General features: G+C 67.9%; 19 protein-coding genes. 13 read left to right on the top strand and 6 right to left on the bottom strand.

All coding sequences use genetic code 11. From position 1 onward, the window contains the following. Positions 1 to 47: 47 nt before the first annotated feature. Positions 48 to 707: a thiamine phosphate synthase gene (gene thiE, locus AC3A3G_RS14195; RefSeq protein ID WP_487488489.1), complete on the bottom strand. Its 660-nt coding sequence runs from the start codon at positions 705 to 707 to the stop codon at positions 48 to 50. Positions 708 to 824: 117 nt separating this feature from the next. Between thiE and AC3A3G_RS14190 the strand changes: the two genes are divergently transcribed. The 6 genes from AC3A3G_RS14190 (at position 825) to AC3A3G_RS14165 (ending at position 5,219) form a co-directional block, all read left to right on the top strand. Next, positions 825 to 1,010 carry a (2Fe-2S)-binding protein gene (locus tag AC3A3G_RS14190; protein ID WP_003165676.1) on the top strand — a complete coding sequence of 62 codons (186 nt, stop codon included), beginning with the start codon at positions 825 to 827 and terminating at the stop codon, positions 1,008 to 1,010. A gap of 181 nt (positions 1,011 to 1,191) precedes the next feature. After that, positions 1,192 to 1,692 (top strand): bacterioferritin, encoded by a 501-nt coding sequence (gene bfr, locus AC3A3G_RS14185; protein ID WP_292060310.1) that lies wholly within the window; start codon positions 1,192 to 1,194, stop codon positions 1,690 to 1,692. Positions 1,693 to 1,765: 73 nt separating this feature from the next. Then, positions 1,766 to 2,302, top strand: a complete 537-nt coding sequence (locus AC3A3G_RS14180) for a TspO protein (RefSeq protein WP_223850832.1) — start codon at positions 1,766 to 1,768, stop codon at positions 2,300 to 2,302. Positions 2,303 to 2,429: 127 nt separating this feature from the next. Continuing rightward, positions 2,430 to 2,996, top strand: a complete 567-nt coding sequence (gene efp / locus AC3A3G_RS14175) for an elongation factor P (protein ID WP_200167699.1) — start codon at positions 2,430 to 2,432, stop codon at positions 2,994 to 2,996. A gap of 132 nt (positions 2,997 to 3,128) precedes the next feature. Beyond that, positions 3,129 to 3,935, top strand: coding sequence for an inositol monophosphatase family protein (locus AC3A3G_RS14170; RefSeq protein WP_125900056.1), 807 nt, complete (start codon positions 3,129 to 3,131; stop codon positions 3,933 to 3,935). A gap of 243 nt (positions 3,936 to 4,178) precedes the next feature. Continuing rightward, on the top strand, positions 4,179 to 5,219 hold the full coding sequence (locus tag AC3A3G_RS14165; protein ID WP_487488488.1) for a glycerophosphodiester phosphodiesterase: 1,041 nt from the start codon (positions 4,179 to 4,181) through the stop codon (positions 5,217 to 5,219). A gap of 209 nt (positions 5,220 to 5,428) precedes the next feature. On the opposite strand, the gene AC3A3G_RS14160 is transcribed toward AC3A3G_RS14165, so the two are convergent. After that, entirely contained in the window at positions 5,429 to 7,273 is a 1,845-nt protein-coding gene (locus tag AC3A3G_RS14160; protein WP_487488487.1) for an ABC transporter transmembrane domain-containing protein, read from the bottom strand. Positions 7,274 to 7,405: 132 nt separating this feature from the next. Here AC3A3G_RS14160 and rpmE point away from each other — a divergent pair, with 132 nt between their 5' ends. Both rpmE and AC3A3G_RS14150 read left to right on the top strand, forming a co-directional pair. Continuing rightward, on the top strand, positions 7,406 to 7,630 hold the full coding sequence (gene rpmE, locus AC3A3G_RS14155) for a 50S ribosomal protein L31 (RefSeq protein ID WP_003168899.1): 225 nt from the start codon (positions 7,406 to 7,408) through the stop codon (positions 7,628 to 7,630). A 153-nt stretch (positions 7,631 to 7,783) separates the two neighbouring features. Next, a complete protein-coding gene (locus AC3A3G_RS14150; RefSeq protein ID WP_200167705.1) occupies positions 7,784 to 9,340 on the top strand; it encodes a L,D-transpeptidase family protein in 1,557 nt (518 codons plus the stop codon). A 43-nt stretch (positions 9,341 to 9,383) separates the two neighbouring features. Here the strand turns inward: AC3A3G_RS14150 and rcdA are convergent, their stop codons facing one another. Together rcdA and AC3A3G_RS14140 are read right to left on the bottom strand one after the other, a co-directional pair. Next, the gene (gene rcdA, locus AC3A3G_RS14145; protein ID WP_165906526.1) at positions 9,384 to 9,890 is read right to left on the bottom strand and encodes a protease adaptor protein RcdA; all 507 of its coding nucleotides are present in this window, start codon (positions 9,888 to 9,890) and stop codon (positions 9,384 to 9,386) included. Positions 9,891 to 9,996: 106 nt separating this feature from the next. Beyond that, on the bottom strand, positions 9,997 to 10,200 hold the full coding sequence (locus AC3A3G_RS14140; protein ID WP_024353289.1) for a DUF1192 domain-containing protein: 204 nt from the start codon (positions 10,198 to 10,200) through the stop codon (positions 9,997 to 9,999). 94 nt (positions 10,201 to 10,294) lie between these two features. Between AC3A3G_RS14140 and AC3A3G_RS14135 the strand changes: the two genes are divergently transcribed. Next, positions 10,295 to 11,266: an NAD(P)H-quinone oxidoreductase gene (locus tag AC3A3G_RS14135; protein ID WP_487488548.1), complete on the top strand. Its 972-nt coding sequence runs from the start codon at positions 10,295 to 10,297 to the stop codon at positions 11,264 to 11,266. A gap of 57 nt (positions 11,267 to 11,323) precedes the next feature. Here AC3A3G_RS14135 and AC3A3G_RS14130 read toward each other — a convergent pair whose 3' ends face one another. Next, entirely contained in the window at positions 11,324 to 11,986 is a 663-nt protein-coding gene (locus AC3A3G_RS14130; protein WP_487488486.1) for a beta/gamma crystallin-related protein, read from the bottom strand. A gap of 216 nt (positions 11,987 to 12,202) precedes the next feature. Between AC3A3G_RS14130 and AC3A3G_RS14125 the strand changes: the two genes are divergently transcribed. Then, a complete protein-coding gene (locus AC3A3G_RS14125) occupies positions 12,203 to 12,868 on the top strand; it encodes a DUF1013 domain-containing protein (protein WP_368924643.1) in 666 nt (221 codons plus the stop codon). Between the two features lie 78 nt (positions 12,869 to 12,946). Here AC3A3G_RS14125 and AC3A3G_RS14120 read toward each other — a convergent pair whose 3' ends face one another. Beyond that, a complete protein-coding gene (locus AC3A3G_RS14120; RefSeq protein ID WP_125900050.1) occupies positions 12,947 to 13,120 on the bottom strand; it encodes a YdcH family protein in 174 nt (57 codons plus the stop codon). Between the two features lie 127 nt (positions 13,121 to 13,247). Between AC3A3G_RS14120 and AC3A3G_RS14115 the strand changes: the two genes are divergently transcribed. Genes AC3A3G_RS14115 through AC3A3G_RS14105 form a run of 3 tightly spaced genes read left to right on the top strand, consistent with a single transcriptional unit; the run spans position 13,248 to position 14,585 of the window. Next, positions 13,248 to 13,853 carry a UbiX family flavin prenyltransferase gene (locus AC3A3G_RS14115; RefSeq protein WP_200215850.1) on the top strand — a complete coding sequence of 202 codons (606 nt, stop codon included), beginning with the start codon at positions 13,248 to 13,250 and terminating at the stop codon, positions 13,851 to 13,853. After that, positions 13,850 to 14,320, top strand: a complete 471-nt coding sequence (locus tag AC3A3G_RS14110) for a TIGR02444 family protein (protein WP_487488485.1) — start codon at positions 13,850 to 13,852, stop codon at positions 14,318 to 14,320. Before AC3A3G_RS14115 ends, AC3A3G_RS14110 begins: the two co-directional genes overlap by 4 nt. A gap of 40 nt (positions 14,321 to 14,360) precedes the next feature. Further along, entirely contained in the window at positions 14,361 to 14,585 is a 225-nt protein-coding gene (locus AC3A3G_RS14105; protein ID WP_200167716.1) for a YdcH family protein, read from the top strand. Positions 14,586 to 14,767: the final 182 nt, after the last annotated feature.

Genomic DNA, 14,767 nt, shown 5'->3' with positions numbered 1-14,767 from the left:
GATCTTCGCGCGCGTTCCTAAACATCCCCTGAAGCGTGACCCTAGGATCAATACGAGGTTCGCAGCGCCTCGTCGAAAGCGCGCACCGCCGCCGCCGGCCCGTCGGGATGCGCCCAGACCCCGGCGCTGACGGCCACGAAGTCCGCGCCCGACGCCGCCAGGCCGGCTGCGTTTTCGGCCGTAACGCCGCCGATGGCCACGCAGGGAACCTCCATCGTCTCCTGCCAGATGGTCAGGATGTCGGGCTCGGCGTGATGGACGACGTCCTTGGTTTCGGTCGGGAAGAAGGCGCCGAAGGCGACGTAGTCGGCCCCGCCCTCGGCCGCCTCCATCGCCAGGTGGCGGCTGTCGTGGCAGGTGACGCCGATCATGGCGCCCTCGCCCATGATGCGCCGCGCCTCGGCCAGGGAGGCGTCCTCCTGGCCCACATGCACCCCGTCGCAGCCCGTGGCGCGCGCCAGATCCGGCCGATCATTCAGGATCAGAGCCACGTCGTGCGCCTGGCATATCGGCTTAAGCCGGGCGACAGCGGCGCGGATCGCCTCGTCCGAAGCTTCCTTCAGACGGATCTGCAAGGCGGCGCAGTCCCCGGCCGACAAGGCGGTCTCCAGCTCTGCGGCGAAGGCCTCCAGGTCCGGGATGGCGACCGGCGTGATCAGGTACAGCCGGCAGGCCGGGCGAGCGGGAATTTGCGGTTGACGAGCCATGGCCGAGCCCTGCCCGTCGTCGCCGTCGTCGTCAATGTCGCATCGGCATGCGAATGATTTGCACCCGCCTTAATAAATGCTATAGCGAGCCATTCTCAGTGTTCCGGGTGCCCCGCCTTGTACGTCTGCAACTGTAACGGTCTTCGCCAGCGTGACGTCGCCCTCGCCATCGAGGCGGGCGCCAACCGTCCGAAGGACATCTTCGCCAGCCACCAGTGCGCGCCCCAGTGCGCCAAATGCGTGTGCGAAATGCGTCAGATGATCCAGGAAACCCAGGCCGCCTTCGCCATCGCGGCCGAGTAGAGCCTAGCGTAAGAGCCGCCGCTTTTTGAAAGCGGATTTCACTCGCATTATCAATGCAGTGATAAAAACTCGCAAATAATCCACGGCGTTTCAGCCGTGCTATGAAGTCCTTACGGGCGGCCGAGAGGCCCTGTCGTCGCGCTGACGTCGCTTTCGCCGCCGCTGAACAAGGACGACGACCATGAAGGGCGATCCCGCGATCATCCGCACCCTCAATGCGGTGCTGACCAACGAACTGACGGCGGTGAACCAGTACTTCCTGCACGCCCGCATGTTCGAGAGCTGGGGTCTGACCCATCTCGGCAACGTCATCTACGAAGAATCGATCGGCGAGATGAAGCACGCCGACATGCTGATCAAGCGCATCCTCTTCCTGGACGGCCTGCCCAACCTGCAGGATCTGCACAAGCTGAAGGTCGGCGAAGACCCGATCGAATGCCTGGGCGCCGACCTGCAACTGGAAATCGACAGCCGCGCCGCGACCCGCGACGCCGTCACCCAGTGCGAGGAAGCCCGCGACTACGTCAGCCGCGACCTGCTGATGAAGATCCTGGCCGACACCGAGGAGCACGTCGACTTCCTCGAAAACCAGCACAGCCTGATCAAGCTGATGGGCGCGCAGAACTATCTGCAGTCGGCCATGAAGGAAATCGTCACCGACGGCGCCGCCACCGGGAACTGATCCGAAGACCGGGCGCGGCGTCGGAGGGCGGGAACGTCCGCCGCGCCCGGTTGTTCTTGGCTGCATGAGCAGCATGGACGACGCCCTCGACGCCGCCCGCGACCACGCAGCGGATTTTCTCAACGCCGAAGGCCGCGATTGGCGGCACGTCGCCCTGGGCGCCGCGCTGACCGTCGGCTTCGCCCTGGCGGCGACGGCTGTGGCGACCCGCGCCGTTCCCCCGCAGACACGCGGCCTGACCGGCGCCCGAAAACGCGAGGGTCCGATCACCGAGCGGCCGCGCGGACCGTTCAGCCTAATCCTGCCCGCCGTCTTCTCGGCCACCACCCTGTCGGCCCTGCGCGTGTGGAACGCCCCCGCCCGTCCCGGCCGCAACACTGCAATGGGTCTGTGGGCTGTCGCCCAGGCGGTCAACGCCGTCTGGCTGGCGGCGCGGCCTACTGGACGCTGGACCCAGATTCTGGCCGCCATGTCCTCAGCCGGTCTGGCCGCCGCCTTCGCCCATGAGGCGCGCAAGCTGGATCCCGGCGCAGGCAAGCTGGCCGCGCCCACAGGCATGGGGGTGCGCCTGGCCAATCAGGCGGAACGCGGCCTGGACGACGCCGCCTGAATCCGCGGGTCGCCGAGCAGCGCCATTGCCCTTTTTCGCTTGATCCTCTAGGGCTCGCCGCGATTTGGCGCGCCACGCCCTGGCGGTCGGCGCCCGCCGCCCCCCAGCAACGAGCCCTGTGGTTCTCATGAAAATCAACGCCAACACCATCAAGCCCGGCATGGTCCTGCAACACAACGGCGGCCTGTGGGTCGTCACCAAGGCCAGCCACGTCAAGCCCGGCAAGGGCGGCGCCTTCGCCAACGTCGAGGCCAAGAACCTCGAGACCGGCAACAAGCTGAACGAACGCTTCCGCTCGGAAGACAAGGTCGAGCGCGTCACGCTGGAACAGCGCGACTACTCCTATCTGTTCGACAACGGCGAAACCCTCGTCTTCATGGACGACGAGTCCTATGAGCAGATCGAACTGCAAAAGGGCTGGGTCGGCGAAGACCGCATCCCCTACCTGCAGGAAGGCATGAAGGTCATCATCGAGTCGCACGAAGAGCGTCCGATCGGCCTGGAGCTGCCGGAACAGGTCGTGCTGGAAGTCGTCGAGACCGAGCCGACCGTGAAGGGTCAGACCGCCTCGTCGTCCTACAAGCCCGCCAAGGCCTCGAACGGCATCCGCGTCATGATCCCGCCCTTCATGTCGACGGGCGAGAAGATCATCGTCGACACCTCGACCGGCGAATACGTCCGCCGCGCGGACTAACAAACGCCGTCATTCCCGGCCAAGGCCGGGCGCTGTAAAGACTACAGGGGCGCGGATGGTCCGCGCCCCTTTTGCTTCTCCGTCCATCCGGGCCGCTGGCTTTTGAGGATCGACGGATCAGGAGAACCGCCTATGGCCCTCGCTTCCGCCCTGCTCCAGGTCATGATGGACGCCGTCCGCAAGACCGCCCGCCCGATGCTCCGGGATTTCGGCGAGGTGTCCCAGCTCCAGGTGTCCCGCAAGGGCCCCGGCGACTTCGTCACCGCCGCTGACGTCAAGGCTGAACAGACCCTGTTCGAACTGCTGCTGAAGGCCCGCCCCGGCTACGGCTTCCTGGGCGAAGAGCGCGGCATGGTCGAGGGCACCGACAAGACCCACACCTGGATCGTCGACCCGATCGACGGCACCACCAACTTCATGCACGCCATGCCCCACTTCGCCATCACGGTGGGCCTGGAGCGCAAGCATCCCGACGGTACGTCCGAGATCGTGGCCTGCGTCACCTACAACCCGGTCATGAACGAGATGTTCTGGGCCGAAAAGGGCAAGGGCTGCTACCTGAACGACACCCGCATCCGCATCGCCGGACGCGCCGACATGGCCGAGTGCCTGATCGCCACGGGCCTGCCCTTCATCGGCAAGACCGGCCACGGCCAGGCCATCAAGGACATCCACGCCGTCGGCCAGCGGGTCGCAGGCATCCGTCGCCTGGGCGCGGCCTCGCTGGACTTCGCCTGGGTCGCCGCAGGCCGCTACGACGCCTATTTCGAGCGCAACCTGCAGCCGTGGGACGTGGCGGCGGGCATCCTGCTGGTCACTGAGGCCGGCGGCGTCGTCACCACCATCGACCAGGACGGCGACCCCATGAGCGGCAAGCAGATCGTCGCGGGCAACCCGGAGATCCAGGCCAAGCTGCGCAAGATTCTGCGCGAGGCCTGACGTCACCCTCTCCCGATGGGAGAGGGCTTGAGCCTCCAAGAGCGAAGCGATTGGCAAGGCGAAAGGGTGAGGGTTCATGGCCAAAGTCGGCGTAAGCCGTCACTCAGCGCTCGAACGGATACCTTAGCCCCTCACCCTTTCGCGCCAGAACGACGGCTGCGCCGCCGTGCGCTCAAGCCCTCTCCCGCCGGGAGAGGGTCACGCGATCACGCGCCTGTCACGTCCGGCCCCTACCCTTCGGCCATGATCGCCGCCATCCTGACCGCCGTCCTCCTGTCGTCGAGCCAACCGGCCATGCCCGCTCCGCCTCTCAGCCCCGTCGTCATCGCCCACCGGGGCGCCTCGGGCGAGCGCCCTGAGCACACCCGCGCCGCCTATGAGCTGGCGATCGAACAGGGCGCAGACTTCATCGAGCCCGATCTGGTCATGACCCGCGACGGCCACCTGGTCGTCCGCCACGAGAACGAGATCGGCGAGACCACCGACGTCGCCGATCGTCTCGAGTTCGCCGCGCGCCGCACCACCCGCGAGGTGGACGGCGTGCCCATCACCGGCTGGTTCACCGAAGACTTCACCCTGGCCGAGTTAAAGACCCTGCGCGCCCGCGAGCGCCTGCCCGCCCTGCGCCCCGCCTCGGCCGCCTTCGACGGTCAGGAGCCGATCCTGACCTTCGACGACGTGGTCGAGATCGCGCGTGAGGCCAGCCCCCGCACCGGCCGCGTCATCGGCGTCGCGCCCGAACTGAAGCACCCCAGCCACTTCGCCGCGCTTGGTCTGCCGATGGAGGACGCCTTCGTCGCGGCGCTGGAGCGCCACGGCCTAACCGGCGCCGACGCCCCCATCCTGATCCAGTGTTTCGAGGTCGGCACGCTGGAGCGGCTGAAGGCGCGCATCGACGCGCCCCTGCTGCAGCTGATGCAGGCGGGCGGCGGCCCCGCCGACCGGCCAGGCGCGACCTACGCCGAGATGGCCACGCCGCAGGGGTTAGCGGAGATCGCCCGCTATGGCGACGCGGTCGGCGTGCAGGATTTGATGGTCGTGCCGCGCGACGATGCGGGCCGCGCGCTGGCCGCCTCGTCCCTGACGGTCGACGCCCATGCGGCGGGTCTGAAGGTCGTGGTCTGGACCTTCCGGGCGGAGAACCTGTTCCTGCCCGCGCAGTATCGCGTGGGCGAAGCGCCCGCCGACCACGGCGACCTGATCGGCTGGCTGAAGGCCGTCTATGCCCTCGGCGTCGACGCCGTGTTCAGCGATTTTCCCGCCGCCGCCGTCAACGCACGCTAGCCCCTCTCCCGATGGGAGAGGGCTTGAGCCTCCAAGAGCGTCAGCGATTGGCTAAGGCGAAAGGGTGAGGGTTCGCGGTCGAAAGGCAAAGCAATCCCCCCTGCGACGGCTTACGCCGACGGACAGGACAAGCCCCTCACCCTTTCGCGCAAGAACGATCGCTGCGCTCTCGTGCGCTCAAGCCCTCTCCCGCCGGGAGAGGGTAGCTTTTACGTCCCCTGAAACTGCAGCTTGGCCAGACGCGCATACAGCCCGCCCTTGGCCGAGAGTTCGGCGTGCGTGCCTTCCTCGACCACCTGGCCGCCGTCCATCACCACGATGCGGTCGGCCCTCAGCACGGTCGCCAGGCGGTGGGCGATGACCAGGGTGGTGCGCGCCTCCATCGCCTGATCCAGCGCGGCCTGCACCAGACGCTCGTTCTCAGCGTCCAGCGCGCTCGTCGCCTCGTCCAGCAGCAGGATCGGCGCCTCGCGCACCAGAGCCCGCGCGATGGCCAGACGCTGACGCTGGCCGCCCGACAGGCTCTTGCCGCGCTCGCCCAGAGGCGTGTCGAAACCTTCCGGCAGGGCGTCGATGAAGCCCAGCGCCTGCGCCTCGGCGGCGACCGCGCGGGCTTCGTCCAGCGTCGCGGCCTCGCGGCCGAAGCGGATATTCTCCAGCGCCGAGCCCGAGAACAGCGGCGCCTCCTGCGACACCCAGGCGAAGCGGTTGCGCACATCGACCGGATCGGCCGCGCGCACGTCCACGCCGTCCACCGACACCAGGCCCGACTGCGGGTCATAGAAGCGCAGCAGCAAGCGGAAGACCGTCGACTTGCCCGCCCCCGACGGCCCGACCAGGGCCACCGTCTCGCCCGGCCGCACGGTCAGGCTGAAGCCCTTCAGCGCCGGCAGGTCGGGGCGGCCCGGATAGGCGAAGTCCACCGCCGACATCGACACCTCGCCGCGCGGCGGCTGAGGCAGGGCGACCGGACTGGCGGGCGGGGCGATGGCGGGGGTCGCCCGCATCAGTTCGTCGATCCGCTCCATGGCCCCTGCGGCCTTCTGGACGTCGCCCCAGCTTTCGCCCAAGGCGCCGACCGCGCCCGCCGCGAACACCGACAGCAGCACGAATTGCAGCAGGGCGCCCGGCGTCATGGTCCCGGCGATCACGTCCTGCGCCCCCAGCCACAGCACCAGGGTCACGCCGCCGAACATCACCATGATGATCATGGCCGTCATCACGCCGCGCGCCCGCATCCGCTTCAGCGAGACGCCGAACGCCTCCTCCACCGCCGCGCCGAAGCGGCCGATGGCGCTCTTTTCACGACCGAAGGCCTGCACCGTCTCGATGGCGTCGACGCTTTCGCCCGCAAAGCCCACTGCCCCGGCGAATGTGTCCTGCGACTGCACCGTCAGGCGGCGCACCACCCGGCCGAACAGGAACAGGGGCACGATCAGCACCGGCACGATCAGCAGCACAAACCCCGTCAACTTGGGACTGACGAAGAACAGCAGGATCACCCCGCCGATCAGGGTCAGGAAGTTGCGCAGCGCATAGCTGATAGAAGTGGTCAGCAGCGTATCCACCAACTGGATGTCCGTGGTCAGGCGCGACAGCACCTCGCCCGTGCGCATATGGGCGAAGAAGACCGGGTCCAGCGTCAGGATGCGCTGGAACAGCGCCGTGCGCAGATCGGCGATCATCCGCTCGCCCGTCTTGGTGACGTAGAAATAGCGCAGCGCCGTCGCCAGCCCCAGGATCACGGCGTTGAGGCCCAGGATCAGGAACCACTTGTCGATATTGGCGCCGCCGTTCTCGAACCCCTGGTCGATGGCGCCGCGCGCCGTCGCCGTCAGCGCCAAGGAGGCGACCGTCGATCCGATCAGCCAGACCGTCGCAATGGCCGCGTCCATCTTGTGCCGCCCCAGGAAGGGCAGCAGCCGTCCCAGGGGGCGGATGTTGCGGCTCTTGGCGCGCTTGCCGCCCGCCTCGTCCATCTGTTCGGCCAGAACGGCGCCGGCGCCGGGGCGGCCGGTCGGCTGGGCATGACGTTGAGGTTCAGCTTGGGTCATGGTCGCGCTCTTGCCCCGGAACGCCCCCCGGTGTAAACGCCGCCCCTCGCTCCCGTCGCGCTCTGCGGCGGGATTCTCTATTTACGCGCAGTGACGGTCGGCATCGTCGTCGCGCAGAGACGGACAAGATCGATGAAAGCGGACACGCACCCCGACTACCACTTCATCACTGTTGTGATGACCGACGGCACCACCTACCAGACCCGTTCGACCTACGGGAAGGAAGGCGCCACGCTGAACCTGGACATCGATCCGACGTCTCACCCGGCCTGGACCGGCGGCAACCAGCACCTGATGGACCGCGGCGGCCGCGTCTCGCGCTTCAACAACAAGTTCGGCGGCTTCATCAAGAAGTAAGTCACGCTTGGTGCGACAAGTTCGCCACAAAAGCGCCGGTCCCAGGACCGGCGCTTTTTTGTTGCCCGGAACACCGTTAACATGGGCGCGTTCGATTACTCGGGGCGTGGACGTTGGGTCCGGGCCGATATCGGACCACAAGAGTTACAGACGATGAACCGACGGGAATTGGGCCTTGGCGTCGCCACGACGAGCCTGACGCTGGCAGCCGCGAACGGGGCGCTGGCCCAGACGCGCACCACGGACCCTCAGATCTTCATCGCCGGCTTCGACGCCCAGGCCGGCCGCCTGCCCGCGGCGCAGCAGGCCGATGTCCGCGCCGTCTATCAACTGACCGGCGGCAAGCCGATCTGGACCGCCGACCGCCTTCGCGTGCTGCAGGAGGTCGCCGCCGGGGCCGAGCGCCACGGCCTGCCCGCCGGGGACTTCTTCGACTTCGTCGGCCTGGCCGCCGACCGCGAGACGGCTGAAATCCGCACCACCGCCGCCGCCCTGGCCTACGCCAGGGTGCTGAGCGAGGGCCGCGTCCGGCCCGAGACGGTCGAAGAGCTGTGGGAGATGCAGAAGAACAGCGTCGACCTGCCGCGCGGCCTGGTCGACGCCGTGGCCGCCAACAAGCTGAGCCAGTGGTTCGACGCCCTGCCCCCGACGGACCTGGGCTACACCAATCTGTCGGCCGGTTACGCCCGCTATCGCCGCATCGCCCGCCAGGGCGGCTGGCCCGCCTTCCGTATCGGCGGCACCATCGAGCCGGGGACCAGCGACCCGCGCATCCCGGCCCTGACCGCCCGCCTGGCCGCTGAAGGCGACCTGAGCGCCGCCGCCGCCGAACGACTGAAGGGCAACCTGTCCTACGGCCCGGACCTCGAGCAGGCGGTCCGCAGCTTCCAGACCCGCCACGGCCTGGGCGCCGACGGCCGCATCGGCGGCGCCACCCAGCGCTCGCTGACCGCCACCGCCGAGGATCGCGCCCGTCAGATCGCCCTGAACCTGGAGCGCCGTCGCTGGCTGAAGCGCGACCTGAATCCCGAGCGGATCGAGGTCAATACCGCCGCCGCCATCATGGTCTACTGGAAGGACGGCAAGCCTGTTCACTCCAACCGCGTGGTCGTCGGCACCGCCGCCAACCAGACCCCCAGCCTTGAAAAGCCCTTCGCCTCGGTCGTGGCCAACCCGCCGTGGACCGTGCCCATGGGCATCGCGCGTCGCGAAATCCTGCCCAAGGGCCCCGGCTACCTGGCCGCGAACGACATGTACGTCAACGCCGACGGCTGGGTGGTGCAACGCGCCGGTCCGAAGTCATCGCTGGGCAATGTGAAGTTCGAGCTGCAGGACAGCTACGCCATCTTCCTGCACGACACCCCGGCCAAGCACGCCTTCAACCTGTCGGTGCGCCAGCGCAGCCACGGCTGCGTGCGGGTGCAGGACGCCATCGGCTTCGCCCGTCTGCTGCTGTCGCCCGATCCCGAGCGTCTGGCCCTGTTCGACACGGCCCAGGCCAGCGGCGAGACCAAGCGCGTGACCACCGGTCGCAACATCGGCGTGCGCCTGCTGTACTGGACCGCCTTCGTCGACGGTCAGGGCCGCGTCGCCTTCCGTGAGGACGTCTATAAGCGCGACGCCAAGCTGGCCGACGCCCTGGGCATCGCCGTCAACCTGCCCCAGGTCATCGCCGACGCGCCGATCGATCCGGATGAAGTGACGCCGTAAGACGCCCTGCCTTCTCCTCCCCGCTTTCATGGGGAGGAGAAACTCAGCCGAAAGCGGCGCGCAGCAGGTCCATCTGGTTCAGGACGGGATTGGCGGGCGCCTCGGCGGGCTCGACGTACATCTGGCGGTCCAGATGCAGCACACGGTCGTACAGCTTCTCCGCCCGCACGGCGTATTCGATCAGGGCGATCGGCAGGTCGCCGCGACGCGGCTCGGCGTCCATGCGGCGATCGGCCAGGCGATAGCGGGGGTCGCCCGCCGCCTCGGCGCTCATGTCCTGCTCGCGCACGGCGCGCTGGACCAGCAGCCACGAGGCGATCTGCATCAGCCGCGTGGTCAGCTTCATACTCTCGCCCGCATAGGACAGGGCCGCCGCGCGCGACAGCAGGCGCGAATCCTGGCGCCCGTCGCCGTCCAGATAGGCGGCGGTCTCCTCGACCAGCTCCATGCCTTCGCGGAAGGTGCGCTCGAACAGCTCCGAGCGTGCGAAGTCCAGCACTTCGGCGCCGGCGAGGCGCGCCGGGGTCAGATCGGCTTCGATGGCTGTCACGGGCGTCTATCCATGCATCTCATGCATCCGCTGGGTGCAATCGTCATGCCACGGAAGCTGATTCTGCGGGAGAGGGCCGTCGAAACCGTCCCCAACCGTCCGCCCCTCAGCGGAAGTTGAACAGCGCGTCGGCCGCGCTGCGCTGCGAGGACTTGCCGTCGATCGCCGCGCGGGACCGGGCGATCTCGGCCTCCAGGGCGGCGATCCGCTCCTGCAGTTCGTCCACGGCGTAGAGGTCCAGGTCTTCGCGCCCCAGAGCGGAGAGGGCCTCGCCGCGCTGCGGCCGGGGCTCCAGATCTTCGAAACTCATCCTCGCCTCCTTGGCCATTCCGAGCATGACCTCCTATGTGAACGCCGCATTGAACCGGAATGCAAGCCAAGGGAGCGCCGCCGTGTCCACAACCATGAAGGCCATTGAGATCGAGAACGGGCGCGGCCCCGCCGACGCCCTGCGCCTGGCGACACGCCCCCTGCCCGCGCCTGGGCCCGGCGAGATCCGCATCCGCGTGCGGGCGGCCGGCGTGAACCGCCCCGACATCGTCCAGCGCGAGGGGCGCTATCCGCCGCCGCCGGGCGCCTCGGACATTCTGGGACTAGAGGTCGCGGGCGAAGTCGACGCCGTGGGCGAAGGCGTGACGCGCTGGGCCGTCGGCGACCGGGTCTGCGCCCTGCTGGGCGGCGGCGGCTACGCAGAGTACGCCGTGGTCGACGCCCGCCACGCCCTGCCGATTCCCGACGGCCTCGACTTCACCCAGGCCGCCGCCCTGCCCGAGACCGCCTTCACGGTCTTCGCCAACGTCTTCGAGGGCGGCGGGCTGAAGGCGGGCGAGACCCTGCTGATCCACGGCGCCACCAGCGGCATCGGCGTCATGGCCATACAGATGGCCAAGGCGGCAGGCGCCCGCGTCATCGCCACCTCGCGCGGCGCCGCCAAGGCCGAGGCCGCCCGCGTCCTGGGCGCCGACGTCAGCCTGAACGCGACCAAACACGATCTGGCCGCCGCCATCCAGGAGGCGGGCGGCGCCGACGTGGTGCTGGACATGGTCGGCGCGGCCTATGCCGAACTGAACCTCAACGCCCTGAAGCCCGGCGGACGCTGGGTGGTGATCGCCACCCTGACCGGAGCCAAGGCCGAGGTCGATCTGATGCGGATCATGCTGAAACGGATCATCCTGACCGGCTCGACCCTGCGCAGCCGCCCGGCCGACGAAAAGGCCCGCCTGGCCGCCGCCGTCGAGGCGAAGGTCTGGCCTTGGGTCAGGTCCGGCGCCGTCAAGGCTCAGGTCGAGGCGGCCTTCCCCCTGGCCGAAGCCGCCGCCGCCCATGCGCACCTGGAAGCGGGCGCCCACGTCGGCAAAGTCGTGCTGCTGCCCTAAAAGAAAAGGGCGGGAAGCCGCAGCCTCCGGCCCTCGCCTTCCGAACAGGCCGGTGCTTTACCAGCGACCGCCGCCGCGCGCCGGGCGCAGAGACGAAATCCGGTCGTTCATGCCCGTATTCCCCAGGTTACGCATGTCGCCGCTGACAATCTCGCAACGCCCGCGATAGTTGGCGTCCTCGCAGACTTCCCAGGTTCCGCGCGACAGGCGGATCGAGCTGATCGCGTCATTCATGCCGACGTTGCGCAGGTTCGGCACCTCGCTACGGAAACTCATCGACTGACCGCGGTAATCGGCGTCGCGATAAACGGTGATCGAAGACCGGCCCCAGCCGCCGTTGCCGGGACGGCCATCATCCCAACCGCCGCCGGGACGCCCCGGACGACCGTCATCCCAGCCGCCGCCCGGACGGCCGGGGCGGCCGCCGTTCTCGAAATCGCCCTGGAAGCGGCCGCAGACCAGACGCCCGTCGCGGTTGATGATTTCCTCGCTGGAGCAGCGCGCCAGCTCAATCGAGGTCTCACGCATATTGCCCCGCATATCGCGGCAATCGGCGTAGAGGCGCCCCTGATTCACATACGACCCGGAGCAGCTCTGCGCATACGACCCACGCGGCGCGCCACGCTGCATCACCTGCGCCTCCGCCGTGCTCACGTTTATGGCGGAGAAGCCCCCCGCCGTCATGGCCAATCCCGCCGCTGCAATCACGAACTTCTTCATGACACGGTCTCCTTCGAGGTTTCTCTCGGCGCACAACGCGCCCTGGCCCCCTATGTTCATCACGACAGATGAACCTTCGCTGTATGACAACGACAGACGACGTTTTCATTTCGACCGAGATCACCTATAAAGGCCTTCTCGCGCCCGGCCGAAAAGGTCGGGCGCCGTCGATTCAAACGCCCGTTTTTCGGGCCGCAACCGCCGGGATCCATGCCCATGACCGACATCCTGATGCCCAAGGCCACCGCGGTCTGGCTGGTGGACAACACCTCGCTCTCGTTCGAGCAGATCGCCGACTTCTGCGGCCTGCACCCGCTTGAGGTGCGCGGCATCGCCGACGGCGACGTGGCGCGCGACATCCGCGGCGCCGACCCCATCGTCAACGGCCAACTGACCCGCGAAGAGCTGGACAAGGCCCAGAACGACGAGAACTACCGCATGAAGGCCGTGGTCAGCCGCCACGCCGAACTGCTGAAGCCCGCCAAGTCGGGCCCGAAATACACGCCGGTCTCGCGTCGTCAGGACCGCCCGGACGCCATCATGTGGTTCGTCCGCAACCACCCGGAAGTGACCGACGCCCAGATCGCCAAGCTGCTGGGCACCACCAAGGCCACGATCGAGAGCGTGCGCAACCGCACCCACTGGAACTCGGCCAACATCAAGCCCGTCGACCCGGTGACGCTGGGCCTGACCGGCCAGCTGCAGCTGGACGAAGTGGTGCGCAAGGCCGCTGACAAGAAGGCCAAGGACGACGCCAAGAACGGCGTCCTGCAACCCATCGAGCCCGAGGCGGAACTGGAAGTCGCCGCAGAAGAGCCCGAGGAAGAATACGGCCTGGGCGCCGAACCCACTGCCGAGTCGGTGTTCGGCTCGCGCGACTGATCCCAGCCAGCGGATAGAGACAAAACGGCCCCGGAAGATCGCTCTTCCGGGGCCGTCGTCATTTCAGGTGGGAAACCGTCAGTGGCTTCGGGCTTCCAGACTGTTGATCTCTTCCTTAAGTCGCAGTTTTCGCTGCTTCAGCTCCCTGAGGTGTGTCGGGTCCGCGGTGGGGCGTCGCATCTCCTGCTGGATAGTGTCATCCAGCGACCGATGCCGATTACCCAGTTCGCGAATACGAGCCTCGATGGTCATGGCTTGCGCCTCCATGTCTAAGGGACCACTACACTGAGCGCCCGGTTCGGCGGGGTGTGGAATCACATTGCAGTGACCCCTCGCCGCTCCGGACACGGACAGGTTGGAGGCGAATTTGGCCGATGTTGTGAACACGACCGTTCGGGCGCCGGCGCCCCTTCGGCTAGTCGTTGGAATCTCTGGCGCTTCGGGCGTCGTCTATGGCGCGCGCGTGCTGGACGCCCTGCGCGAACTGGGGGTCGAGAGCCATCTGGTCGTCACCCGCGCCGCCCTGCTCACTTTGTCGCAGGAGACGGATCTCAGCCCTGACGACCTGACGGCCAAGGCGGATGTGGTCCATCGGCTGAACGATGTCGGGGCCACCATCTCCTCCGGCTCCTTCCGCACGCTCGGCATGATCGTCGCCCCCTGTTCAGTACGGACGATGAGCGAGATCGCCACCGGCGTGACCTCGACCCTGCTGACCCGCGCCGCCGACGTGACGCTGAAGGAGCGCCGCCCCCTGGTGCTGATGGTGCGCGAGACGCCGCTACACCTGGGCCACCTGCGCACCATGACGGCGCTTGCCGAAATGGGCGCCGTCATCGCCCCGCCCTTGCCCGCCTTCTACGCCAAACCCGACAGCCTGGAGCAGATGATCGACCAGTCGGTCGGCCGGGCGCTAGATGTCTTCGGCCTGGACTGGTCCGCCGTACGCCGCTGGGAAGGCCTGAAGGGCGGAGCCGAGGCATGAGCGACGACCTGTGGACCTGGGCTTGCGCCGCCTACGCCGCACCAAGCGTCGCCGAGGCCTGCCTGACCCTGCAGGACCATCACGAGCAGAACGTCCCCCTGCTGCTCTGGGCCGCCTGGACCGCCGCCACCGGCCGCCGTCCCGATGAGGAGACGATCGAGGCCGCCTGCGACACCGCCCGCGCCTGGCAGACCACCACCATCGCCCCCCTGCGCGCCGTGCGCCGCACGCTGAAGACGCCTGTGCCGGACCTCGAGACCGACGACCGCCTGGCCGTGCGCGAACAGGTGAAGGCCGTTGAACTGGCCGCCGAGCGCTGCCTTCTGGAGGCGCTGGAGGTGCTGGCCCCGCCCGCATCGACCGCCCAGCGTCCGACGCTGGACGCGCTGGCCGACACCGCGCGCCTTTGGGATCGCGTCATTCCCCGCCCGGCGCTCAGTACCCTGGCCGAACGCCTTCCGACCTGACCCCGGCTCGGCTATAAGACCGACGGTCCGGGGCATGACGATGAACGACGACGAACCTTACCTGTCCGATGAAGAAAAAGAGCTGCGCGCCGAACTGGCCCGCCTGCTTCAAGAGCACGCCGACCTGGACGCCTCGATCGAAGCGCTGGGCTGCATGCCCGCTCCTGACCAGCTGATGATCGTCCGGCTCAAGCGCAAGAAACTGGCTCTGCGCGATGACATCGTGAAGATCCAAGACTGCCTGCTGCCCGACATCATCGCCTGATGGCGTAACAACAGTTATTGACTCTCTCGTCGTTAGCGGTGGAGATGCGCGCGTCACTCACTGGCGGGAGAGAACTCCCGAACATCGACCACATCCGCATGGGGGTGACGTGACCCCCTGAAACTCCTCCAGGAATAGCTAGAGTCCGCCCTAACGAAGGACGGACAGAATGAAGCGATCAA

The organism is Brevundimonas sp. Soil_N_31 (assembly GCF_057655995.1).
Note: the sequence above shows the minus strand (reverse complement) of the source record. Positions and strands in the feature narration are given on the sequence as shown.